This is a genomic window from Haliea sp. (assembly GCF_040222615.1).
Lineage (GTDB): Bacteria > Pseudomonadota > Gammaproteobacteria > Pseudomonadales > Halieaceae > Haliea.
The window spans coordinates 1-19,991 of sequence record NZ_JAVKCQ010000073.1 but is presented as its reverse complement, the minus strand read 5'-3'; the positions used below and the strand labels follow the sequence as shown (position 1 = coordinate 19,991).

Sequence of the window (19,991 nt, the reverse complement as noted above, 5' to 3'; positions counted from 1 at the left end):
GATGGTAATGCCGGGCGACAACATCCAGATGGTTGTGACGTTGATTGCGCCGATCGCGATGGAAGACGGTCTGCGTTTTGCGATCCGCGAAGGTGGCCGCACCGTGGGTGCCGGCGTCGTCGCCAAGATCATCGAGTAAGACCTCGAGTAATACCGGAAGCCCGGCCTTGTGCCGGGCTTTTTCGTTTGCAGCTGTCAGCGCCGGTAGGCATTCCTCTCGGAGATCTGCCCGTTCAGGGTGAGAAAATCGTAGAGCAGGCCGAGCCCGAACAGGCCCAGCGTCAGCAGGTAGATGAGGCCGGTGACAATCTTGCCCATGTAGAAGCGGTGGACGCCAAAGATGCCGAGGAAGGTCAGCAGGATCCAGGCCAGGTTGTAGTCGACCGGGCCCTCGCTGTAGCGCCGATCCGCGGCTCTGGACATGCCGGGTATCAGGAACAGGTCGATAATCCAGCCGATGAACAGCAAGCCCAGGGTGAAGAACCAGATGACCCCGGTAATCTGGCGGCCGTAATAGAAGCGGTGGGCTCCCATAAAGCCGAAGATCCAGAGCAGGTAGCCCATGAATACCGAATGTGTCTCGTTGGCTCCCCGCACTGGTTGCACTGGCTTTGCCCTCATTACAAAGTATGGCCTTATCGTCTGTCGGAGCTCGCTCGGGGTCAAGGATTATGTGTGTTCGATCTCCGGCGGTCCGGATACCCTGATCTGGATCATGGAGCTTGAGGTCGGGCTGCACTAAGCTGGACAGCAAGCCAACCTGATTTTGAAGGAGTACACATGTCAGTAGAACATCATGATCTCATCCACGAGTTTCCGGAGTTTCGTGACCGCATTCACGAGCTGAAGACCGCTGACGCCCATTTCCGCAAGCTGTTTGACGAGTACCACGAGCTGACCCGCAGTATTGAGAATATGGAAAACGAAGTGACGCCGGTGGCGACACATACCGAGGAGCAGGCCAAGGTCCGTCGCCTGCACCTGAAGGATGCGCTTTACTGTATGCTTAATGCGGCCGGCTAGGTGCGGCCGGCTAGGTGCGGCCGGCCCAGGGTTGCTCACAACGGACAGTAAAGGAGACAGGCAGTGACGGAATCATCGACTCGGGCCCGGCTGGAGGAGAAGCAGGCAATCCTGGAGCAGCGTTTGGCCAGCATCAAGCGCGACCTTGCCCGCAGTCACTCTGTCGACTCGGCCGAGCAGGCCCAGGAGCGGGAGAACGACGAGGTCGAAGATGCCATTGGGGTCGAGACGGATCAGTCGCTCCGCGCGGTCGGTGCTGCACTGGCCAGGCTGGACGCCGGTCGCTACGGCATTTGTGAGGCGTGTGGCGAGAACATTGACCCGGGTCGCCTCGAAGTGCTGCCTGAGGCGGTGCTTTGTGTGAAATGTGCCGAATAAAGTCACGGCGGGCCGCAAAATAATCCCTGGGCCTGCTTGACAGCCCGGTAGGCGCTCATTAGAATTCGCGTTCCTTTTTCGGGGGGCTCCTTTGCGGACCCCTGGTTTTTTATTGATTGGAGTTAGGTCAGGTGCAGAATCAACGTATTCGTATTCGCCTCAAGGCTTTTGACCACCGCCTGATAGACACGTCTACTCAGGAAATCGTGGAAACGGCGCGCCGGACGGGTGCCCAGGTCAGGGGGCCGATCCCGCTTCCGACCCGGAAAGAAAAGTACACCGTGCTGATTTCGCCGCACGTTAACAAGGATGCACGTGACCAGTACGAAATTCGTACCCACAAGCGTCTGTTGGACATCGTGGAGCCCACTGAAAAAACAGTGGACGCCCTGATGAAACTGGACCTGGCAGCAGGTGTAGAAGTACAGATCAGTCTTGGTTAACTACAATTTGTAGCAAGACCTGCCCGTAGGCCCACATGGTCTGCGGGTGTGTAACGCCCGGTTCTTTAAAGCAAGGCGGGGCGGCCATAGAGGGTAAGCCCCGTACACTGAGAGGTTAGCAAAATGACTATTGGCTTAGTCGGCCGTAAGTCCGGTATGACTCGTGTTTTTACCGAGGACGGCGCATCCATCCCAGTAACCGTAGTGGAGGTATCTCCAAACCGGGTTACTCAGATCAAAGAGCTCGAGAGCCACGGCTATCGTGCAATTCAGGTGACTGCGGGTAACCGCAAGGCCTCGAAAGTGAGTAAATCAGAAGCCGGGCACTTCGCAAAGGCGGGTGTCGAGGCAGGTCACGGTTTGTGGGAATTCCGTTTGGGCGCGAGCGACGAGGCTCCCGCTATCGGTTCCGAATTGACTGTGGAGCGCTTCGAGGCCGGGCAGAAAGTCGATGTGGCGGGCAAGTCCAAGGGCAAGGGGTTCCAGGGCGTTATCAAGCGCTGGAACTTCTCCATGCAGGACGCTACCCACGGTAACTCTCTGTCCCACCGTGCCCCGGGTTCAATCGGCCAGTGCCAGACGCCTGGTCGCGTTTTCAAGGGCAAGAAGATGTCCGGGCACATGGGTGCGGAAAACGTCACCACCCAGGGTCTGGAAATCGTGCGCGTGGATGTGGAGCGGAACCTGCTCCTCATCAAGGGCGCTGTCCCCGGTGCACCCGGCGGCGACGTGATCGTGCGTCCCGCGGTCAAGGCTTAAGGTTAGGGGGTCTCTAACGTGGAATTGAGTGTAGTCAAGCCAGGTAACGCCACAGCGGGTACGGTCTCCGTGTCTGATGTCGCCTTTGCCCGCGAATACAATGAGGACCTGGTTCACCAGGTAGTTACTGCCTATCTGGCAGGTGCCCGTCAGGGTACCCGTGCCCAGAAGACCCGCTCCGATGTGAGTGGTGGTGGCAAGAAGCCCTGGCGCCAGAAAGGTACCGGTCGTGCCCGTGCGGGGACCATTCGCTCCCCCATTTGGCGCAGCGGCGGTGTGACCTTTGCGGCCCGGCCGCAGGATCACTCGCAGAAGGTCAACCGCAAGATGTACCGTGCGGCCATGCGTTCGATCATGTCCGAGCTGGCCCGTCAGGGTCGTCTGCTGGTGGTGGAGAGCGTTGAGCTCGAGGCTCCCAAGACCAAGCTGCTGGCTCAGCAGCTGGGTGAATACGGCCTCGACAGTGTGCTGATCGTGACTGCCGAGCTGGGTGAGAACCTCTATCTGGCGGCCCGCAACCTGCACAAGGTTGATGTACGCGACGTCGATGGCGTGGATCCTGTCAGCCTGATCGCCTATGACAAGGTCATGGTCACTGTGGATGCGGTGAAGAAGTTTGAGGAGATGCTGGCATGAACCAGGAGCGAATTTTCCAGGTGCTGGTCGCCCCGCACGTGTCCGAAAAGGCCGCAGTGCTGGCAGACAGCAATAACCAGTACGTGTTCAAGGTTGCCGTCAACGCGACCAAGGCCGAAATCAAGAAGTCGGTTGAGCAGCTGTTCAAGGTCAAGGTCGATGCTGTCCAGACCCTCAAGGTCAAGGGCAAGGTCAAGCGTAACAAATATGGCCTGAGCGCCAAGCCGACCTGGAAGAAGGCATATGTTCAACTGGAGCAGGGTCAGGACATCGACTTTGCCGTGGCTGAATAAGGAGTAGGTTCGAGATGGCAGTATTAACAAGTAAGCCCACTTCGCCCGGACGTCGTCACGTCGTCCGCGTGACCAGTGAGGACCTGCACAAGGGCGCCCCCTATGCCCCGCTGCTGGAAAAACAGACCCGCAATGGCGGCCGCAACAACAATGGCCGTATTACCACGCGGCACGTTGGTGGCGGTCACAAGCAGCACTACCGGGTCATCGATTTCAAGCGCTCGAAGGACGGTATTCCGGCCAAGGTAGAGCGCATTGAGTACGACCCGAACCGCACCGCGCACATTGCGCTGCTGCTGTTCGCTGACGGCGAGCGCCGCTACATTATTGCGCCCAAGGGTGTGAAGTCCGGTGACACTCTGCAGTCCGGGCCCGCAGCGCCGATCAAGGTCGGCAACTGCCTGCCGCTGCGCAATATCCCGGTGGGCTCGGTTATCCACGCGGTGGAGATGAAGCCGGGCAAGGGAGCTCAGCTTGCTCGCTCCGCCGGAGCCTCCATCCAGCTGGTGGCGCGTGAAGGCCAGTACGCGACCCTGCGTCTGCGCTCCGGCGAGATGCGCAAGGTGCTGTCCGACTGTCGCGCGACGATGGGTGAAGTGTCGAACTCCGAACACAGCCTGCGCAAGCTGGGCAAGGCCGGTGCCACGCGTTGGCGCGGTGTGCGTCCGACCGTTCGCGGCGTGGCGATGAACCCGGTGGATCACCCGCATGGTGGTGGTGAAGGTCGTACTTCCGGTGGCCGTCATCCGGTCAGCCCCTGGGGTACCCCGACCAAAGGTTACAAGACGCGCTCGAACAAGCGCACTGACGGGCTCATTGTGCGCCGTCGTGGCAAGAAATAAGTTCGGTCGACAGACAAGAGATTAGAGGAAGACACTGTGCCGCGTTCACTGAAGAAAGGTCCTTTTATCGACCTTCACTTGATTAAGAAAGTTGAAGCCGCGATTGAAAGCAACGACCGTCGCCCGATCAAGACCTGGTCGCGCCGTTCCATGATATCGCCTGATATGGTGGGTCTGACGATCGCCGTTCACAATGGCCGGCAGCATGTTCCAGTGCTGATCAACGAAGATATGGTTGGTCACAAGCTCGGTGAATTTGCGGCTACCCGTACGTTCAAGGGCCACATTGTAGACAAGAAGGCGAAGCGCTAGTAAGCGCTGGTCTATAGCGAGGTTTAGGAAGATGGAAGTTGCAGCAAGACTGAAAGGCGCGCGAATCTCGGCCCAGAAAGCCCGGCTGGTCGCAGACCAGGTGCGTGGCAAGCCGGTTGAAGAAGCGCTGAGCCTGCTGGAATTCAGCACCAAGAAGGCGGCCCACATTGTCAAGAAGATCCTTGACTCTGCGATTGCCAATGCCGAAAACAATGAAGGTGCGGATGTGGACGAGTTGAAAGTGTCCAGCATCTTCGTGGATGAAGGTATGACCATGAAGCGTCTGCGGCCTCGGGCCAAGGGTCGCGCTGATCGGATATTCAAGCGCACCTGTCATATCACCGTGAAAGTTGCAGACGGCCAAAGCTAAGTTCAGGAGAAGACCACATGGGTCAGAAAGTACATCCGGTCGGCATACGGTTAGGTATCGTCAAGGATCACAATTCGATCTGGTATGCGGATAGCAAAAACTATGCGAAGACGCTTATCACCGACCTCGCTGTGCGCAAGTACATCGAGAAGACGCTGGAGCACGCGTCGGTCAGCCGCGTCGTGATCGAGCGCCCGGCGCAGACCGCGCGTATCACCATCCACACTGCCCGCCCCGGTATTGTTATCGGCAAGAAAGGCGAGGATGTGGACGGCCTGCGCAAGAAGTTGGCCGAGATGATGGGTGTGCCCGTGCACATCAACATCGAAGAGATCCGCAAGCCGGACCTGGACGCCAAGCTGGTTGCGCAGAACGTGGCCCAGCAGCTGGAGCGCCGGGTAATGTTCCGGAGGGCGATGAAGCGGGTGGTGCAGAACGCCATGCGCCAGGGCGCCGAGGGCATCAAGATCCAGGTAGGTGGTCGCCTGGGTGGTGCTGAAATTGCGCGCACCGAGTGGTATCGCGAAGGCCGTGTGCCCTTGCATACCCTGCGTGCAGATATCGATTACGCCACTTACGAGGCCTCTACCACCTACGGCATCATCGGGGTCAAGGTATGGATCTTCAAGGGTGAAGTGATTGGCACTGAAGGCCATTCCGACAGCGCCAAGAAGACAGCAACTAATTAAGGGTTACGCAGATGCTTCAACCAAAGCGTACTAAATTTCGCAAGATGATGAAGGGCCGCAACCGCGGCCTGGCCGAGCGTGGCAGCAAGGTAAGTTTCGGCGAATACGGTTTGAAGGCGACTGGCCGCGGCCGTATCACTGCGCGCCAGATCGAGGCGGCGCGTCGTGCGATGACCCGCCACATCAAGCGTGGTGGCAAGATCTGGATCCGCGTCTTCCCGGACAAGCCGATTACCGGCAAGCCGCTGGAAGTTCGTCAGGGTAAGGGTAAGGGTAACGTTGAGTACTGGGTGGCACAGATCCAGCCCGGAAAGGTGCTGTACGAAGTGCAGGGCGTTTCGGAAGAGCTCGCGCGTGAAGCATTTGCGCTGGCAGCTGCCAAGATTCCGGTAGCTACAACATTTGTTAAACGGTCGGTGATGTGATGAAAGCTAGCGAATTGCGTGATAAGTCCGCTGAGGACCTGAACAAGCAGCTGCTTACCCTGCGTGAAGAGCAGTTCAAGCTGCGCATGCAAAAGTCCACTGGTCAGCTTGGGCAGTCACATCTGCTGCAGCAGAACCAGCGCGACATCGCACGCGTCAAGACTGTACTGAATGAAAAGGCGGGTAATTGAGCATGTCTGGTGCAGAGAAGCGGATACGTACGGCGACTGGCAAGGTCGTCAGCAACAAAATGGACAAGACCATCACGGTTCTGATCGAGCGACGGGTCAAGCACCCGGTGTACGGCAAGTACATTACCCGCTCTTCCAAGATCCACGCGCACGATGAGAACAATGTGTGTGGTATTGGCGATACCGTCAAGGTTACCGAGTCGCGGCCCATTTCCAAGAGCAAGACCTGGAAGCTGCTCGAAGTCGTGGAAAGTGCCCCACAGGTATAAGCGCTGTATTTTGCGGCCTGGCCGCAGTTTGGAGTAAGAGATGATTCAGACAGAGTCGTATTTGGATGTCGCTGACAACAGCGGTGCCCGCCGGGTGATGTGTATCAAGGTGCTGGGTGGCTCCAAGCGTCGCTATGCGCGTGTGGGCGACCTGATCAAGGTGACCGTCAAGGAAGCAATTCCCCGGGGCAAGGTCAAGAAAGGCCAGGTGATGACTGCAGTTGTGGTGCGTACCCGCAAGGGTGTGCGTCGCCCTGATGGCTCGCTGATCAAGTTTGACGACAACGCGGCAGTTTTGCTGAACAACCAGCAGGCGCCGATTGGTACCCGTATTTTCGGCCCCGTGACCCGTGAGCTGCGCGGCGAGAAGTTCATGAAGATTATTTCTCTGGCTCCGGAAGTTATCTGATTCGGCCCCAGGAGGAGAGGAAAGGAAATGTCCAAGATCAAGCGCGATGACGAAGTGATTATCCTGGCCGGCAAGGACAAGGGTAAGCGCGGCAAGGTTCGCAAGGTGATGACCGACAACCGCGTGGTTGTTGCGGGCATCAACATGGTAAAGAAGCACACCAAGCCCAACCCGCAAATGGGTGTTGCCGGGGGCATCGTTGAACGCGAAGCGCCCATCCAGATCTCCAACGTGGCGATCTACAACCCGGCCACCAGCAAGGCGGACAAGGTTGGTTACAAAGTTGATGGGGATACCAAGGTGCGTATCTTCAAATCCAGTGGCGAGGCGATTGACGCCTGAGTCGGGGGTCAAGGGTAAAAGACATGGCAACGTTGAAAGATAGGTACAAGAGCGAAATTGCTCCCCGGCTGCAGGAAGAGCTGGGCCTGAAGAATGTGATGGAAATTCCGCGCATCACCAAGATCACCCTGAACATGGGTGTTGGCGAGGCCGTGGGCGACAAGAAGGTCCTGGAGAGTGCGGTTGCGGACATGGAGAAGATCTCCGGCCAGAAGCCCATTATCACGCTGGCCCGCAGGTCCATCGCCGGTTTCAAGATTCGCGACGGCTGGCCGATCGGCTGCAAGGTTACCCTGCGCTCCGACCAGATGTACGAATTCCTGGATCGCCTGATCAGTATCGCTATCCCGCGTATTCGCGACTTTCGCGGTATCAGCCCGAAGTCTTTTGACGGTCGTGGCAACTTCGCGATGGGTGTCAGCGAACAGATTATTTTCCCGGAAATCGAGTACGACCAGGTGGACACCCTGCGTGGCATGGACATTACCATCACCACCACGGCTCGTACGGATGATGAAGGTCGCGCACTGCTGCGCGCTTTCAACTTCCCCCTGAAAGGTTAAGAGGCTTAATTCATGGCTAAGAAATCGATGATCGCTCGTGAGAAGAAGCGCGCGGAGATGGTAGTGAAGTATGCCGCCAAGCGGGCTGCGTTGAAGGCCGTTCTGAGCGATCAGAGCGCGTCAGACGACGCCAAGTGGGAAGCACAGATCGCACTGCAGAAGTTGCCCCGCGATGCCAGTCCGGTGCGCAAGCAGCGTCGCTGCCAGCTGACCGGCCGTCCTCACGGTGTTTATCGTAAATTTGGCCTGTGCCGCAACAAGCTGCGTGAAGCGGCGATGCGCGGTGATGTACCTGGTCTGGTTAAAGCCAGCTGGTAACGGAGAGATTCGAACATGAGTATGCAAGATCCGCTGTCAGATATGCTGACCCGCATCCGCAACGCGCAAATGGCCGGCAAAGCACGGGTAGAGATGCCCGGCTCCAAGCTTAAGGCCGCTGTTGCAGAGGTTTTGAAGCAAGAAGGTTACATCGCCGATTTCGCCGCAGCGAATGAAGCCGGCAAGCCCCGCTTGAGCATTGATCTCAAGTATTACCAGGGCAAGCCCGTCATTGCAGAGATCGATCGTATCAGCCGCCCTGGGCTGCGCAGCTATGCCGCCAAGGACGAACTGCCGACGGTTCGTGGCGGTCTGGGCGTGGCCATTGTCTCCACCTCCAAGGGTGTGATGACCGATCGTGCGGCTCGCGCCGCAGGTGTCGGCGGCGAAGTGCTCTGCACCGTTTTCTAGAATTACTGAGGAAGGGCATTCAACATGTCTAGAGTCGCAAAAAATCCGGTACTGCTGCCCAAAGGGGTGGAAGTAAAGCAGACTGGCAGGGACCTCACCGTCAAGGGTGGCCGGGGTACGCTTGCATTTGAACTGGGGGAAGGCATTGCCATCACCCAGGAGGAAAATGTCGTGTCCGTTGCCTTCGACAACGACAAGTCCAAGGCGCTTGCCGGTACTACGCGCGCCCTGCTGAGCAATATGGTTATCGGTGTCAGTGACGGCTGGGAGAAAAAGCTGGTCCTCAACGGCGTTGGCTACCGCGCCAAGGCTGATGGCAAGTCGGTAAACCTGACGGTCGGTCTGTCCCACCCGGTGGATTACCAGCTTCCTGAGGGCGTTAGCGCCGAGACCCCGACGCAGACTGAAATCGTAGTCAAGGGTATAGACAAGCAGGCTGTTGGCCAGGCCGCTGCCGAGATTCGCAGCTTCCGTCCGCCGGAGCCTTACAAGGGCAAGGGTATTCGTTACGCAAACGCAGTCGTTCGCCGTAAAGAAGCCAAGAAGAAGTAGGTAGGTTGAGATGAGTGCAAAGAATGAATCAAGGCTGCGTCGCGCACGTCGCGCTCGCAACCGGATGCGCGAGCAGGGCGTCAACCGCCTGACTGTGCACCGCACCCCGCGCCACATCTACGCGCAGGTTATTGCCCCTGCCGGCGATCGTGTTCTGGCCAGCGCTTCCACGCTGGACGGCAGCCTGCGCAGTGGCAGCACCGGCAACCAGGCCGCAGCCGCTGCGGTAGGCAAGCTGGTGGCTGAGCGCGCCAAGGCTGCGGGTGTCGACAAGGTCGCGTTTGATCGCGCTGGCTACAAGTACCACGGACGTGTCAAGGCGCTTGCCGACGCTGCCCGTGAAAGTGGACTGGAATTCTAGGGTAGGGCTATGGCGTTTAACGATCAGAAGAAGCAGCAGCAGGACGGTGACTTCCAGGAAAAGCTGGTACAGGTCAACCGGGTTGCCAAGGTGGTCAAGGGTGGCCGTATCTTCAGCTTCACCGCCCTGACCGTGGTCGGTGACGGCAACGGCAAAGTCGGTTTCGGCCGCGGCAAGGCCCGTGAAGTCCCCGTGGCGATCCAGAAAGCCATGGAAGCCGCCCGTCGCAACATGATTCAGGTTGAGCTGAACAACGGCACCATTCAGTATCCGGTTCGGGCCAGTCACGGCGCCTCCAAGGTGTACATGCAGCCCGCTTCCGAGGGTACTGGCGTTATTGCCGGTGGTGCGATGCGCGCGGTGCTGGAAATCGCCGGCGTCCACAACGTACTGGCGAAGTGCTACGGCTCCACCAACCCGGTAAACGTGGTTCGCGCAACGTTTAACGGTCTGCGTGACATGGTTGCTCCGGATGACGTCGCCGCAAAGCGCGGCAAGACCGTTGAAGAAATTCTGAACTAATTATTGGGTTGGCTAGTCATGGCTAAAGCTACTATCAAGGTTACGCAGACCAAGAGCGTCCACGGGCGCCTGAAGAACCACCGCGCCTGTATCGCTGGCCTGGGTCTGCGCCGCATCGGTCATACCGTCGAAGTCGAGGATACCCCCTCTGTTCGCGGCATGATCAACAAAGTGAACTACATGGTTCGGATCGAGGAGTAAATCATGTCAGATGTTTTGCGACTGAACACCCTGAGCCCGAGCCCGGGTTCCCGCAAGGATGGCAAGCGCGTCGGTCGCGGGATCGGCAGTGGGCTCGGCAAGACAGCTGGCCGCGGTCACAAGGGGCAGAAGTCCCGCTCCGGTGGCAAGGTGCGTCCAGGTTTCGAGGGCGGCCAGATGCCGCTGCAGAAGCGCCTGCCGAAGTACGGTTTCACCTCACGCGTTTCCCGCACGACCGCGCAGGTCCGTCTGGGTGAGCTGAATGGAGTCCAGTCCGATGTGGTCGATCTGGAAGCACTGAAAGCAGCCGATGTGATCCGTCAGGACGTACTGCGCGTGCGCGTGTTCCTGTCCGGCGAACTCACCAGGCCGTTGACTGTAAAAGGGCTCGCGGTCACCAGGGGTGCGCGTGAGGCCATCGAACAGGCCGGCGGGAAAGTAGAGGAATAAATGGCTAAAGGTCAGCTCCCAGGTAGCAACAAAGCCGGACTGGGCGAGCTTTTTGCTCGCCTTCGTTTTGTTTTGCTGGCGATTATTGTCTACCGGATCGGTACCCATATTCCGGTTCCGGGAATTGACCCTGCCCAGCTGGCGGCCCTGTTTAACCAGAACCAGGGCACCATCCTGGGTCTGGCCAACATGTTCTCCGGCGGTGCGCTGGAGCGCATGAGTATCCTTGCACTCGGGATCATGCCCTACATTTCTGCGTCCATTATCATGCAGTTGATGTCAGCGGTGACCCCGCAGCTGGAAGCGCTGAAGAAAGAAGGCGAGTCCGGCAGGCGCAAGATCAGCCAATACACGCGCTACCTGACCGTGGTGCTTGCCATCGTGCAGGCGACGGGCATGACGGTCGGTATGGCCAACCAGGGAATGTCCTACGATACATCCGTAGTGTTCTACGTGATTGCGATCACTTCGTTGGTAACTGGCGCAGTGTTCATGATGTGGCTGGGGGAGCAGATTACCGAAAAGGGTGTTGGCAACGGGATATCACTGCTGATTTTCGCGGGTATCGTGGCGGGTCTGCCATCGGCCATCGGCCAGTCGCTGGAGCAGGCGCGGCAGGGGGAGCTCAATATTCTCGTCCTGTTGTTTATCCTCGCCCTGGGAATAGCCGTCATTTACATGATCGTGTTCATTGAGCGCGGTCAGCGGCGGATCACGGTGAATTACGCCAAGCGCCAACAAGGGCGCAAGATGATGCAGGCGCAGAGCTCTCACCTGCCGCTGAAGGTCAATATGGCTGGGGTAATTCCCGCGATCTTTGCCAGCAGTATCCTGCTGTTCCCAGCCTCGATCGCCCAGTGGTTTGGTTCCAGCGGCTCTGCAGACTGGTTGCAGGACCTGGCCTTGGCCATTGGCCCGGGGCAGCCCCTGAACATCCTGCTGTTCACCGGCTTTATCGTATTTTTCTGCTTCTTCTACACGGCGTTGATGTTCAACCCCCAGGAAGTGGCGGACAATCTCAAGCGCTCCGGCGCCTTTGTCCCCGGCATCCGGCCCGGACAGCAGACCGCCAACTATATAGATGGCGTGCTGACGAGGTTAACCGTGTTCGGGTCAGCTTATATTGCGCTGGTCTGCCTCATGCCCCAGTTTCTGGTGGTCATGTGGAACGTACCGTTTTACCTGGGGGGCACCTCGCTGCTGATCGTAGTGGTTGTGGTGATGGACTTTATGGCCCAGGTACAAAGCCACCTGATGTCGCACCAGTACGACTCGGTGATGAAGAAAGCGAAATTGAACAACTATGGTGCTTCCGGCCGCTGACAGGCTGGCCGGTCCTTGGAGAAGAGCGAAATGAAAGTACGTGCATCAGTAAAGAAGGTCTGCAGGAATTGCAAGATCGTTCGCCGCAACGGTGTCGTGCGTGTGATCTGCAATACAGATCCCCGCCACAAGCAGCGCCAGGGCTGATCGGTTCCGGTTGCAGACTGTTGATTTTTAGTAAACATACCGCTAGAATGCTGCGCCTTTCGCGCCCCACCCCCCGAGCCGCTCAGGGTTCAGGGTGCGGCTTGTTCGCTCAGCGCAAAGCGACGATTTGAGTATTTGGAGAGAGTTGGATGGCTCGTATTGCCGGCGTCAACGTACCCGATAACAAGCACGCTGTTATCGCCCTGACCTATATCTATGGTGTCGGTCGCACCCAGGCCAGGCGCCTCTGCGCCGACACGGGTGTTGCTGAAAACAGCAAGATCGGTGAGCTCAGCGAAGAACAAATGGACGCGCTGAGAAACAAGGTGGGCGAACTGACGGTAGAGGGTGACCTGCGCCGGGAAGTATCGATGAACATCAAGCGCCTGATGGACCTCGGTTGCAACCGCGGCCTGCGCCATCGTCGCGGCCTGCCGCTTCGCGGCCAGCGCACCAAGACCAATGCCCGTACCCGCAAGGGTCCGCGCAAGCCGATTCGCAAGTAAGGCATTCAGCCCCCCGCGGATCCTTTTTAGTGTAGCTGCACCCGAGTGCAGTGTTGATATTAAAGCAGGAAAAAGAGTATGGCCAAGCCAGGTGCCAAGAGCACTCGCAAGAAGATTACCAAGACCGTCGTGGATGGCATTGCGCACGTCCATGCGTCTTTTAACAACACGATCATCACCATTACCGACCGCCAGGGCAATACCCTGAGCTGGGCGACGTCCGGCGGCTCCGGCTTCCGCGGCTCCCGTAAAAGCACCCCTTTCGCGGCCCAGGTGGCGGCGGAGCGAGCAGGTGAAGCGGCCAAGGAATATGGTTTGAGGAATCTTGATGTACAGGTGAAAGGCCCCGGCCCGGGCCGCGAGTCAGCCGTACGTGCGCTGAACTCCTGCGGTTACAAGATCACCAACATCACCGACGTGACGCCGATCCCGCACAACGGTTGCCGTCCGCCCAAGAAACGTCGCGTCTAACGCTTACAGGAAGAACTGACATGGCTCGATATATTGGACCCAAGTGCAAGCTCTCCCGTCGTGAGGGAACCGACCTGTTCCTGAAGAGCGGGGTGCGTGCACTGGAAAGCAAGTGCAAGCCCGAATCGGCTCCCGGCCAGCATGGCGCCCGTCGCGGTCGTCTGTCTGACTACGGTGTGCAGCTGCGCGAGAAGCAAAAGGTACGTCGCATCTACGGCATACTTGAAAAGCAGTTCCGCAACTATTACAAAGAGGCGGCGCGGCTCAAGGGCGCTACCGGCGAAAACCTGCTGCAATTGCTGGAAAGCCGCCTCGACAACGTGGTGTACCGCATGGGCTTTGGTTCTACCCGTGCTGAATCCCGTCAGCTCGTCAGCCACAAGGGCATCCTGGTCAACGGCGCGGTGGTGAATGTGCCTTCCTACCAGGTGCAGGCCGGTGACGTGGTGTCCCTGCGCGAGAAAGCCAAAAAGCAGCTGCGGGTGCAGTCTGCACTGGCCCTTGCCGCCCAGCGCGGCGAGCCCGAGTGGATTGAAGTCAATAGCGATAAGCTGGAAGGAGTCTTCAAGTCAGCCCCTGAGCGTCAGGATCTGTCTTCCGAGATCAATGAAAACCTGATCGTGGAACTGTACTCCAAGTAATCCGACTTAGGACTAACCTACTCATACAGGTGCCAGAATGCAGACAGCAGTGAACGAATTTTTGACTCCGCGCGTGATCAACGTCGAAGAAAAGACCAGCACCCGCGCCCAGGTCACCCTGGAGCCGCTGGAGCGTGGCTTTGGCCATACCCTCGGCAATGCCCTGCGTCGCATACTGCTGTCTTCCATGCCCGGCTGCGCCATCACGGAAGTGGAAATTGACGGCGTCGAGCATGAGTACAGCGCCATTGAGGGTGTGCAGGAAGACGTAATCGAAATCCTGTTGAACCTCAAGGGCGTTGCCCTGGTCATGAACGGCAAGGAAGAAGCCGAGCTGACCCTGAGCCGCAAAGGTCCCGGCGTGGTCACCGCCGGCGATATCCAGGTGGATCACGATATCGAGATTCGCAATCCAGAGCACGTGATCTGCGTTCTGACCGGCGGCTCGCACATCAGCATGAAGCTGACGGTTGCACGCGGTCGTGGCTACTCCCCCGCAGATTCCCGTGAGAATCCCGAGGAAGAAACCCGCTCCATTGGTCGTCTGCACCTCGATGCCACATTCTCGCCGATCAATCGGGTGTCCTATGTGGTTGAGGCCGCTCGCGTCGAGCAGCGTACCGACCTCGACAAGCTGGTCCTGGACCTTGAGACCAATGGCACCATCGACCCCGAGGAAGCGATCCGTCGCGCCGCGACCATCCTCCAGCAGCAGCTGGCTGTGTTCGTTGACCTCGAGAGCGAGAGCCACAGCGAGTCCGTGGTCGAGGAGGACGAGGTCGATCCGATTCTGCTGCGTCCCGTGGACGATCTCGAGTTGACGGTTCGCTCGGCCAACTGCCTGAAGGCAGAGAACATTTACTACATTGGTGACCTGGTTCAGCGCACGGAAGTCGAGCTGTTGAAGACCCCGAACCTGGGCAAGAAGTCACTGACCGAAATCAAGGATGTGCTGGCATCTCGCGGCTTGTCCCTGGGTATGCGCCTGGACAACTGGCCGCCGGCCAGCCTCAGAAACGACGACCGGGTGCTGAGTATCTAAGCTCCCGAGTTAACAGTTGGCAGTGCTGAGATAGCACAGACAGTATAGGAAAGTAAAAATGCGTCACCGTCACAGCGGACGTCAGTTGAACCGGAATGCCTCTCACCGCAAGGCCATGTTCCGAAATATGACCGTGTCTCTGGTAGAGCACGAGTTGATCAAGACCACCCTGCCCAAGGCCAAGGAGCTGCGCAGCTACGCTGAGCCGCTGATTACCCTGGCCAAGAGCGACAGCGTTGCCAATCGCCGCCTGGCGTTCGACCGCATGCGCGACAAGGCGGCTGTTGGCAAGCTGTTCTCGGAACTGGGGCCGCGCTACCAGGCCCGTCCCGGCGGCTATATTCGCATCCTCAAATGTGGCTTCCGCGCCGGCGACAAGGCTCCCATGGCCTATGTCGAGCTGGTCGATCGCCCGCAGGTGGATGATGTGAGTGCCGACGAGGAGTAAGTTTTCCTCACGGTGAAAAAGCCGGGCTAGCCCCGGCTTTTTTGTGCCCGTAGTTCACGTGGCGGATGAGGCGCAGGCTGCCGTGGCCACCCGGCAGACACCCATTCAGGCTGCCGCCCGCTTGCCCGCTTTCCGCTTCGGAGGCTTTGGCTTCCCAGTCTCCCTGGAAGCCTGCTGTTTCAGCAGCGGCCCCAGGAAGTGTCCGGTGTAGGATTTCTTCACCTTGGCAACGTTCTCCGGTGTCCCTGTGGCGATGATCTCGCCGCCCCCTGAGCCGCCTTCGGGCCCGAGGTCCACTATCCAGTCGGCGGTTTTGATCACATCCAGGTTGTGCTCGATGATGACTACCGTGTTGCCGTGGTCGCGCAGGCGGTGCAGAACCTCCAGTAGTTGCCGTATGTCCTCGAAGTGCAGGCCCGTAGTGGGCTCGTCGAGGATGTAGAGGGTCTTGCCGGTGTCGCGCTTGGAAAGCTCCCTGGACAGCTTGACCCGCTGGGCCTCGCCCCCGGACAGGGTCGTGGCGGCCTGGCCCAGGCGGATATAGGACAGGCCGACGTCAATGAGGGTCTGCAGCTTGCGGGCAATGGCGGGTACGGGCTCGAAGAAGCTCAGGGCGTCCTCCACGGTCATTTCCAGGACCTCGTGGATGCTCTTGCCCTTGTAGCGGATCTCCAGTGTCTCACGGTTGTAGCGCCGGCCCTTGCAGACATCACAGGGGACATAGATATCGGGCAGGAAATGCATCTCGACCTTGGTCACGCCATCGCCCTGGCAGGCCTCGCAGCGGCCACCCTTGACGTTGAAGCTGAAACGGCCCGGCTTGTAGCCGCGTGAGCGCGCTTCCTGGGTGCCGGCGAACAGCTCCCTCACCGGGGTGAAGATGCCGGTATAGGTCGCCGGGTTGGAGCGCGGGGTGCGGCCGATGGGGCTCTGGTCAATGTCGATGCACTTGTCGATGTGCTCCATACCCTTGATGCCCTTGTAGGGGGCGGGGGTCAGGGTGGTGGCGCCGTTGAGCTCGGTGGCGGCGATGGGGTACAGGGTGTTGTTGATCAGGGTTGATTTACCGGAGCCGGAGACGCCGGTGATGCAGGTCAGCAGGCCCAGGGGCAGCTCGAGGTCCACCCCCTGCAGATTGTTGCCGCTGGCTCCCGACAGTTGCAGGATTCGCTGCGGATCAGCCGGGGTGCGTTTTACCGGTACCGCAATACTGCGCTTGCCGGACAGGTAGGCGCCGGTGAGGGATTGCTCGTTGCCGATGATATCCTCGAGGCTGCCCTGGGCTACGATGCGGCCGCCGTGAACGCCGGCGCCGGGACCGATATCGATGATGTGATCGGCCCGGCGGATCGCGTCTTCATCGTGCTCCACCACCAGCACGGTATTGCCCAGGTCCCGCAGGTGGGTGAGGGTGCCGAGCAGGCGCTCATTGTCGCGCTGGTGCAGGCCGATGGACGGCTCATCGAGGATGTACATGACGCCCACCAGGCCGGCGCCGATCTGGGAGGCCAGGCGAATACGCTGTGCCTCGCCACCCGAGAGGGTTTCCGCGCTGCGGCTCAGGGTCAGGTAGTTGAGTCCCACATCCACCAGGAAGCGATAGCGGGCGCGCAGCTCCTTGAGAATCTTGCCGGCTATCTCGCCCTTGCGGCCTTCCAGCTTCAGCTGGCCAAAGTACACTTCGGCCTCGCCTACGGGCATCTCGGTGATACTGGGCAGGGCGCGGTCATCGACGAATACGTGGCGCGCGTCCCGCCGCAGGCGGGTGCCGTGGCAATCGGGGCAGGGCTGGGTGGAGAGAAATTTTGCCAGCTCTTCGCGCACTGACTGCGACTCGGTATCGCGGTAGCGCCGCTCCATATTGGGGATGATCCCCTCGAAGGGATGGGTCCGCTTGTAGACATCGCCGCGATCATTCATGTAGGCGAAGGCCACCTCCTCGTCGCCGCTGCCGTGGAGAATGGCTTCGCGGTGGCTTTTCTTCAGCTTCTGGAAAGGGGTGTCGATGGAGAACCCGTAGTGGTCCGCCAGACTGGTGAGCATGTGAAAGTAATACACATTGCGCCGATCCCAGCCGCGAATGGCACCCTCGGCGAGGCTGGATTCCGGGTGCAGGAGAATGCGCTCGGGATCGAAGTACTGCTTCACGCCCAGCCCGTCACAGCTGGGGCAGGCTCCCGCGGGATTGTTGAAGGAGAACAGCCGCGGCTCCAGCTCGTCGATGCTGTGGCCGCAGATCGGGCAGGCAAAGCGGGCGGAGAACATGATGTCCTCGCCGTCATCGTCCATGTAGCTGACAGTCGCCAGGCCTTCCGTCAGCCCCAGCGCGGTTTCAAAGGACTCGGCCAGGCGCAGGCTGAGATCGGCGCGGACCTTGAACCGGTCTACCACCACCTCGATGTCGTGCTTGCGCTTCTTGTCCAGTTTCGGCAGGTCATCAAGGTCGGTGACGATGCCGTTGACCCGGGCGCGGACAAAACCCGAAGCACGCAACTCCTCGAATACATGCAGGTGCTCGCCCTTGCGCGCCCTGACCACCGGTGCCAGCAGCATCAACCGGGTACCCTCCGGCAGCGCCAGCACTGAATCCACCATCTGGCTCACGGTCTGGGCCTGCAGGCTCTCGCCGTGCTCCGGGCAGCGTGGCTCTCCGACCCGGGCATACAGCAGGCGCAGGTAGTCGTAGATTTCGGTGATGGTGCCGACCGTGGAGCGCGGATTGTGCGAGGTCGATTTCTGCTCGATGGATATCGCCGGGGACAGGCCCTCGATGTGGTCCATGTCCGGCTTTTCCATCATCGACAGGAACTGGCGGGCGTAGGTGGACAGGGATTCGACGTAGCGCCGCTGGCCCTCGGCATACAGGGTGTCGAAAGCCAGGGACGATTTGCCGGAACCGGAAAGCCCGGTAATCACCACCAACTGATCGCGGGGGATGTCCAGGTCGATGTTCTTGAGGTTGTGGGTGCGTGCACCGCGGACGAGAATAGTGTCCATGAGTCTCCGGTCGAAGGCTGCCAGTCAAACCCGACAGTATAGGCGGTCGGTTCGGGTGGAGGCAAAATATACCGGGTTATACGCAGCTGCGGGCGGCGCGGATGCCACGGCGGTAGCTAAGCTGTTAACATTAGCGTTTTTGCGAAGCTGCCAGCCTGTGATCACCGAACACCCGATGACCTCCTTGGAACGTCGCTCCGTGACGTCCCTCGCCCTGCTTTACAACTTTCGCATGTTGGGACTGTTCATGGTCCTGCCACTGCTGGCCCTGTACGCGATTGATTTCGAAGGGGCCACCCCGGCCCTGATTGGGGTTGCACTGGGCGCCTACGGCCTGACCCAGGCCTGTCTGCAGATTCCCTTCGGCTGGCTGTCTGATCGCATCGGGCGCAAGCCGGTGATCATTGCCGGGCTGTTGATTTTTGCCCTCGGCAGCATCGTGGCAGCACTGGCCGACAGTATCTACGGCATTATCGCCGGGCGTGCGCTGCAGGGCGCAGGCGCCATTGCCAGTAGTGTGATGGCGCTGGTCGCTGATCTCACCCGGCAGGAGCAGCGCACCAAGGCGATGGCCATTGTCGGCGCCAGCATCGGCCTGGCATTCGCCGTGGCGCTGGTGCTGGGGCCGCTGGTAGCCGGGCTCGGCGGCCTGGAAGCCGTGTTCGGTTTTACCGCTTTCCTGGCGCTGGCAGGTATCGCCATTGTCGCCTGGCAGGTGCCGCAGCCACCGCGTATCGGCATGACCCACGCGGAGGTCGGGGCTCGCCCGGGTTTGATGGGGCTCAGTCTGCGCAACCCCACGCTGCTGCGGCTGGATGCGGGGATATTCGCCCTGCACTTTATCCTCATGGTCAGCTTCCAGGTCGTCCCCGGGGTGCTTGAGGGCGCCCTGGGGATTCCCCGCGAGATGCACTGGCAGATCTATCTGCCGGCAGTGCTGCTGTCCGTGCTCGGCATCCTGCCCCTGATGCGTCTCGCGGAAAAGGGCGGTCGCCCCCATCTGGTCTTCCTCAGCTGCATCGGCCTGTTGTTCCTGTCGCTGGCGCTGCTGGGCCTGGTGCGCGAGCCCTGGCTGTTTTATGCGGCCCTGTGGCTGTTCTTCGTCGGTTTCAATTACATGGAGGCGGTGCTTCCCTCCCTGGTCAGCAAGGCGGTGGACCCCGGCGGCAAGGGTACCGCGCTGGGGATCTTCTCCACATCACAGTTTCTGGGGATATTCGCCGGCGGCGCCGCTGGCGGCTGGGTGTTGCAGCACTATGGCCTGGCCGGGATCACGGAACTCTGCCTGGGCGTGACGGCGCTCTGGTTCCTGGTCGCCCTGCCTGTGCCGCGAGCTGCACCGGAAACGGCAGACGGGATATCCCTGCCTTGACTTCCTCGCCCGCTTATCCTCCGGTCAGCTTGTGGTTTGAGGCTGCGGGCAACCCTGCACCTCGCGCCGCACTGGCGGGCGACCAGCGCTGCGATGTGGCAATCATCGGCGGTGGTTATAGCGGGTTGTGGACCGCCTATTACCTGAAGACGCTGGCGCCCGATTGTTCGGTGTGCATTCTTGAAGCGGAGCTCTGCGGTTTCGGTGCCTCCGGTCGCAATGGCGGCTGGATGATGTCGGCCCTGCAGGGGGAGCAGCGGTTCCACAGCGCGCCGGGTGGCGCGG

The 19,991-nt window shown here is 59.7% G+C and carries 35 protein-coding genes; 33 read left to right on the top strand and 2 right to left on the bottom strand.

Going from position 1 to position 19,991, the window contains the following annotated elements; translation table 11 throughout:
- On the top strand, window positions 1-139 hold a 139-nt coding region (locus RJQ10_RS06780), incomplete at its 5' end, for an EF-Tu C-terminal domain-related protein (protein WP_502880211.1).
- A 56-nt stretch (window positions 140-195) separates the two neighbouring features.
- Here RJQ10_RS06780 and RJQ10_RS06775 read toward each other — a convergent pair.
- Complete coding sequence (locus tag RJQ10_RS06775) at window positions 196-564, bottom strand: TM2 domain-containing protein (RefSeq protein ID WP_350144925.1); 369 nt, start codon at window positions 562-564, stop codon at window positions 196-198.
- A 216-nt stretch (window positions 565-780) separates the two neighbouring features.
- Between RJQ10_RS06775 and RJQ10_RS06770 the strand changes: the two genes are divergently transcribed.
- The 30 genes from RJQ10_RS06770 (at window position 781) to rplQ (ending at window position 15,337) form a co-directional block, all read left to right on the top strand.
- Complete coding sequence (locus tag RJQ10_RS06770; RefSeq protein ID WP_350144921.1) at window positions 781-1,023, top strand: HP1242/YdcH family protein; 243 nt, start codon at window positions 781-783, stop codon at window positions 1,021-1,023.
- A gap of 63 nt (window positions 1,024-1,086) precedes the next feature.
- Window positions 1,087-1,401, top strand: coding sequence for a TraR/DksA family transcriptional regulator (locus RJQ10_RS06765; RefSeq protein WP_350144919.1), 315 nt, complete (start codon window positions 1,087-1,089; stop codon window positions 1,399-1,401).
- A 131-nt stretch (window positions 1,402-1,532) separates the two neighbouring features.
- Window positions 1,533-1,844, top strand: a complete 312-nt coding sequence (gene rpsJ, locus RJQ10_RS06760; RefSeq protein WP_116366776.1) for a 30S ribosomal protein S10 — start codon at window positions 1,533-1,535, stop codon at window positions 1,842-1,844.
- Window positions 1,845-1,967: 123 nt separating this feature from the next.
- Window positions 1,968-2,603: a 50S ribosomal protein L3 gene (rplC, locus tag RJQ10_RS06755; RefSeq protein WP_350144917.1), complete on the top strand. Its 636-nt coding sequence runs from the start codon at window positions 1,968-1,970 to the stop codon at window positions 2,601-2,603.
- 18 nt (window positions 2,604-2,621) lie between these two features.
- Complete coding sequence (gene rplD, locus RJQ10_RS06750) at window positions 2,622-3,239, top strand: 50S ribosomal protein L4 (protein WP_350144915.1); 618 nt, start codon at window positions 2,622-2,624, stop codon at window positions 3,237-3,239.
- Window positions 3,236-3,532 carry a 50S ribosomal protein L23 gene (gene rplW, locus RJQ10_RS06745; RefSeq protein ID WP_350144913.1) on the top strand — a complete coding sequence of 99 codons (297 nt, stop codon included), beginning with the start codon at window positions 3,236-3,238 and terminating at the stop codon, window positions 3,530-3,532. Before rplD ends, rplW begins: the two co-directional genes overlap by 4 nt.
- Window positions 3,533-3,546: 14 nt before the next feature.
- Window positions 3,547-4,374, top strand: a complete 828-nt coding sequence (rplB, locus tag RJQ10_RS06740) for a 50S ribosomal protein L2 (RefSeq protein WP_350144911.1) — start codon at window positions 3,547-3,549, stop codon at window positions 4,372-4,374.
- Window positions 4,375-4,410: 36 nt separating this feature from the next.
- A complete protein-coding gene (gene rpsS / locus RJQ10_RS06735) occupies window positions 4,411-4,686 on the top strand; it encodes a 30S ribosomal protein S19 (protein WP_350144909.1) in 276 nt (91 codons plus the stop codon).
- 31 nt (window positions 4,687-4,717) lie between these two features.
- A complete protein-coding gene (rplV, locus tag RJQ10_RS06730; RefSeq protein ID WP_350144907.1) occupies window positions 4,718-5,056 on the top strand; it encodes a 50S ribosomal protein L22 in 339 nt (112 codons plus the stop codon).
- Between the two features lie 17 nt (window positions 5,057-5,073).
- Window positions 5,074-5,745 carry a 30S ribosomal protein S3 gene (rpsC, locus tag RJQ10_RS06725; protein ID WP_350144905.1) on the top strand — a complete coding sequence of 224 codons (672 nt, stop codon included), beginning with the start codon at window positions 5,074-5,076 and terminating at the stop codon, window positions 5,743-5,745.
- An 11-nt stretch (window positions 5,746-5,756) separates the two neighbouring features.
- Entirely contained in the window at window positions 5,757-6,170 is a 414-nt protein-coding gene (gene rplP, locus RJQ10_RS06720; RefSeq protein WP_350144903.1) for a 50S ribosomal protein L16, read from the top strand.
- The gene (rpmC, locus tag RJQ10_RS06715) at window positions 6,170-6,361 is read left to right on the top strand and encodes a 50S ribosomal protein L29 (protein ID WP_350144901.1); all 192 of its coding nucleotides are present in this window, start codon (window positions 6,170-6,172) and stop codon (window positions 6,359-6,361) included. Before rplP ends, rpmC begins: the two co-directional genes overlap by 1 nt.
- Before the next feature lie 2 nt (window positions 6,362-6,363).
- Window positions 6,364-6,630: a 30S ribosomal protein S17 gene (rpsQ, locus tag RJQ10_RS06710; protein WP_350144899.1), complete on the top strand. Its 267-nt coding sequence runs from the start codon at window positions 6,364-6,366 to the stop codon at window positions 6,628-6,630.
- 40 nt (window positions 6,631-6,670) lie between these two features.
- Entirely contained in the window at window positions 6,671-7,039 is a 369-nt protein-coding gene (gene rplN, locus RJQ10_RS06705; protein ID WP_350144897.1) for a 50S ribosomal protein L14, read from the top strand.
- A 27-nt stretch (window positions 7,040-7,066) separates the two neighbouring features.
- Window positions 7,067-7,381 carry a 50S ribosomal protein L24 gene (gene rplX / locus RJQ10_RS06700; RefSeq protein ID WP_350144895.1) on the top strand — a complete coding sequence of 105 codons (315 nt, stop codon included), beginning with the start codon at window positions 7,067-7,069 and terminating at the stop codon, window positions 7,379-7,381.
- Window positions 7,382-7,404: 23 nt separating this feature from the next.
- Window positions 7,405-7,944 carry a 50S ribosomal protein L5 gene (gene rplE, locus RJQ10_RS06695; protein WP_350144893.1) on the top strand — a complete coding sequence of 180 codons (540 nt, stop codon included), beginning with the start codon at window positions 7,405-7,407 and terminating at the stop codon, window positions 7,942-7,944.
- A 12-nt stretch (window positions 7,945-7,956) separates the two neighbouring features.
- Window positions 7,957-8,262: a 30S ribosomal protein S14 gene (gene rpsN / locus RJQ10_RS06690; RefSeq protein ID WP_350144891.1), complete on the top strand. Its 306-nt coding sequence runs from the start codon at window positions 7,957-7,959 to the stop codon at window positions 8,260-8,262.
- 15 nt (window positions 8,263-8,277) lie between these two features.
- Window positions 8,278-8,673 (top strand): 30S ribosomal protein S8, encoded by a 396-nt coding sequence (rpsH, locus tag RJQ10_RS06685; protein ID WP_350144889.1) that lies wholly within the window; start codon window positions 8,278-8,280, stop codon window positions 8,671-8,673.
- A gap of 24 nt (window positions 8,674-8,697) precedes the next feature.
- Window positions 8,698-9,225, top strand: coding sequence for a 50S ribosomal protein L6 (gene rplF, locus RJQ10_RS06680; protein WP_350144887.1), 528 nt, complete (start codon window positions 8,698-8,700; stop codon window positions 9,223-9,225).
- 10 nt (window positions 9,226-9,235) lie between these two features.
- Entirely contained in the window at window positions 9,236-9,586 is a 351-nt protein-coding gene (gene rplR / locus RJQ10_RS06675) for a 50S ribosomal protein L18 (protein ID WP_350144885.1), read from the top strand.
- A gap of 9 nt (window positions 9,587-9,595) precedes the next feature.
- Window positions 9,596-10,108: a 30S ribosomal protein S5 gene (gene rpsE / locus RJQ10_RS06670; RefSeq protein WP_350144883.1), complete on the top strand. Its 513-nt coding sequence runs from the start codon at window positions 9,596-9,598 to the stop codon at window positions 10,106-10,108.
- 18 nt (window positions 10,109-10,126) lie between these two features.
- Window positions 10,127-10,309 carry a 50S ribosomal protein L30 gene (gene rpmD, locus RJQ10_RS06665; protein ID WP_027950924.1) on the top strand — a complete coding sequence of 61 codons (183 nt, stop codon included), beginning with the start codon at window positions 10,127-10,129 and terminating at the stop codon, window positions 10,307-10,309.
- A 15-nt stretch (window positions 10,310-10,324) separates the two neighbouring features.
- The gene (gene rplO, locus RJQ10_RS06660) at window positions 10,325-10,759 is read left to right on the top strand and encodes a 50S ribosomal protein L15 (RefSeq protein ID WP_350144923.1); all 435 of its coding nucleotides are present in this window, start codon (window positions 10,325-10,327) and stop codon (window positions 10,757-10,759) included.
- Entirely contained in the window at window positions 10,760-12,082 is a 1,323-nt protein-coding gene (gene secY / locus RJQ10_RS06655; protein WP_350144881.1) for a preprotein translocase subunit SecY, read from the top strand.
- 30 nt (window positions 12,083-12,112) lie between these two features.
- Complete coding sequence (gene rpmJ, locus RJQ10_RS06650) at window positions 12,113-12,229, top strand: 50S ribosomal protein L36 (RefSeq protein WP_350144879.1); 117 nt, start codon at window positions 12,113-12,115, stop codon at window positions 12,227-12,229.
- 149 nt (window positions 12,230-12,378) lie between these two features.
- Window positions 12,379-12,735: a 30S ribosomal protein S13 gene (rpsM, locus tag RJQ10_RS06645; protein ID WP_350144877.1), complete on the top strand. Its 357-nt coding sequence runs from the start codon at window positions 12,379-12,381 to the stop codon at window positions 12,733-12,735.
- Between the two features lie 78 nt (window positions 12,736-12,813).
- A complete protein-coding gene (gene rpsK / locus RJQ10_RS06640; protein ID WP_350144875.1) occupies window positions 12,814-13,206 on the top strand; it encodes a 30S ribosomal protein S11 in 393 nt (130 codons plus the stop codon).
- 20 nt (window positions 13,207-13,226) lie between these two features.
- The gene (gene rpsD / locus RJQ10_RS06635) at window positions 13,227-13,847 is read left to right on the top strand and encodes a 30S ribosomal protein S4 (RefSeq protein WP_350144873.1); all 621 of its coding nucleotides are present in this window, start codon (window positions 13,227-13,229) and stop codon (window positions 13,845-13,847) included.
- A 37-nt stretch (window positions 13,848-13,884) separates the two neighbouring features.
- On the top strand, window positions 13,885-14,889 hold the full coding sequence (locus RJQ10_RS06630; protein ID WP_350144871.1) for a DNA-directed RNA polymerase subunit alpha: 1,005 nt from the start codon (window positions 13,885-13,887) through the stop codon (window positions 14,887-14,889).
- A 58-nt stretch (window positions 14,890-14,947) separates the two neighbouring features.
- Complete coding sequence (gene rplQ, locus RJQ10_RS06625) at window positions 14,948-15,337, top strand: 50S ribosomal protein L17 (protein WP_350144869.1); 390 nt, start codon at window positions 14,948-14,950, stop codon at window positions 15,335-15,337.
- A gap of 105 nt (window positions 15,338-15,442) precedes the next feature.
- Here rplQ and uvrA read toward each other — a convergent pair whose 3' ends face one another.
- Window positions 15,443-18,334, bottom strand: a complete 2,892-nt coding sequence (uvrA, locus tag RJQ10_RS06620; protein ID WP_350144867.1) for an excinuclease ABC subunit UvrA — start codon at window positions 18,332-18,334, stop codon at window positions 15,443-15,445.
- Between the two features lie 175 nt (window positions 18,335-18,509).
- Here uvrA and RJQ10_RS06615 point away from each other — a divergent pair, with 175 nt between their 5' ends.
- Together RJQ10_RS06615 and RJQ10_RS06610 are read left to right on the top strand one after the other, a co-directional pair.
- Window positions 18,510-19,706, top strand: a complete 1,197-nt coding sequence (locus tag RJQ10_RS06615) for an MFS transporter (RefSeq protein WP_350144865.1) — start codon at window positions 18,510-18,512, stop codon at window positions 19,704-19,706.
- Window positions 19,703-19,991: FAD-dependent oxidoreductase (locus tag RJQ10_RS06610; protein WP_350144863.1), on the top strand; the 289-nt coding region annotated here is incomplete at its 3' end. The genes RJQ10_RS06615 and RJQ10_RS06610, both read left to right, overlap by 4 nt.